Raw genomic sequence first — 1,769 nt, 5'->3', positions numbered from 1 at the left:
AGAACCCCCACCATCACCCTCGCCGCGTGACCATCCCAAACAGCCCCATACCCGGCACCACATCCTTGACGAAGGACATAGAGACACCCCCCCGCTACCCGCGGCGGGCGCATGGAGCAAAGCCAGGCTGGGGCGGGCGTTAGTTGCACGGGCGGTGCTGGCCGAAATCGGGGTCGGGCTGACGTGAGTCAGAGATTCGGTGGCAGTAGGCGGCGGCAAGTTTGTCGAGGATTTCGTCGGCTGTCTTCGTCCAGCCGAAGGGCCGTGGTTGGTCGTTCCAGTCGGTCAGCCAGGTCCGGATGTCGCGTTCGAGGCTCGCATTTCCTCGTCTTCTTCAGCCTGGGCACCGCGCTGACCTGCTACAAGAAGCTCGCGAAACTTGCCACGTGAGACACCCCCTTAGCCGGACGTGCCCTGTCCCATATCAACTCCCTCCAAAGGCATCAACACCAATACCAGGATGATCAATATGGACGGCAGCGCCGTGTTCAGCATCCGAGGGCTGACTGGAAGCGACGTGCTGACATAACAAGGGGGACTCTTCTGTCGCGCTGCGATCGGTTTGGATAGCAAAGGCTCGTTCAGAGGGGTTCTGCCGTGGCCGCCCTGACCAGGATTTCCCTGATCGCTGGGATGGCGAAATGCGGTTCCATCCCTGCAAGGCGAAGCAACAGTCCACGACCTGGTGCTCCCATTCCTTAAAGGTGCACAAGCAGATAGGGCCCAGCGCGGTTTCCTTTCTAAAGAATCGCTAAGCATCACTATTCAGAACGCGCCTTCAGGAGCATCGTGCGGAAGCGATCGAGATCTTATTTCGATCGAGCAAGACCATCTTGGATGGCAGCCAGGGACTTGCATTGACTCCGGAGACGCTACGAGGCCGGGCAGGAAGACATAAGAAGCAGCGCGAGCCGCCAGCCTTCGCCGAACTGACAGCCAGCGAACAGATCAGATTGAAGGAACTCGAAAATCGCATTCTTGAAGTTCAAGCAGAGAACACATTCCTAAAAAATGCGCGGCGCATTACGCGCAAGATTCCTCAGCAGCAAGCAAGTATGAGTTCATCGAACAATGCGGCTCGGCACTGCCGAATGCACCTTCGCAGTCAAGTTCATGCGTGAACTGCTCGAAGTCTAGGTCCGGCTACTACGACTGGCGTCGCGCCGGACTGTCCGGCGAGATATGCGGACACCGTTAAATCCAAGCTCAGCTGGCGCGCTGGGGCCACGCCGCCAGCTTACAATTGGCGCGCCAGATCGTACGTGAGTCAGAATAAGATTCTGCCAGCCTTGCCGGCGCGATCCAACCTAGGCCGCGACGAGCGCGTGAATCACCGGCATACGCTTTGACCTCTCGCCTCAAATCGAACACGCACCAGTGATTCACACGCGTTTCGACCGTCAAGGCCTTGCCGGATCTCGCGATCTTCGATTGCCGCACAAAGAGTCTAATAGCCGATGAATGACCACTGCTGGCAACCTCCGACATCTTAACCTAACCGCAAATGTTGATTACCGGCGCTCACAAGAAAGTAAACATCAGGTAGGCGCTGTTCCGAGGGGGGTAGGGCCAGTTGATACACCTCGTCCTCTATCTTCAATTGTCTGAGCTCGACATCGAAGCTCGCGCTAGCCCGGTTGGAGGCTGGTTTAGGTACGGGCGCTGCTCTGGCAAACAGTGAGCCTTTTCAGAGTGGCCACTGATCGGGTGACGGTGGGGTGCTCGATGGAACGGACAGAGCCCCAAGGCTGTTGAGCGAGGTGTCACCG

At 57.9% G+C, this 1,769-nt stretch carries 1 protein-coding gene; it reads left to right on the top strand.

What is annotated here, in order from left to right; all coding sequences use genetic code 11:
* Nucleotides 1-833: 833 nt before the first annotated feature.
* A complete protein-coding gene (locus ACFYP3_RS37685; protein ID WP_388842626.1) occupies nucleotides 834-1,121 on the top strand; it encodes a hypothetical protein in 288 nt (95 codons plus the stop codon).
* Nucleotides 1,122-1,769 lie beyond the last annotated feature (648 nt).

Source organism: Streptomyces sp. NPDC005533 (assembly GCF_042871845.1).
Taxonomy (GTDB): domain Bacteria; phylum Actinomycetota; class Actinomycetes; order Streptomycetales; family Streptomycetaceae; genus Streptomyces.
The sequence above is the reverse complement of the archived record's forward strand: the minus strand, read 5'-3'. Positions and strand labels throughout refer to the sequence as shown.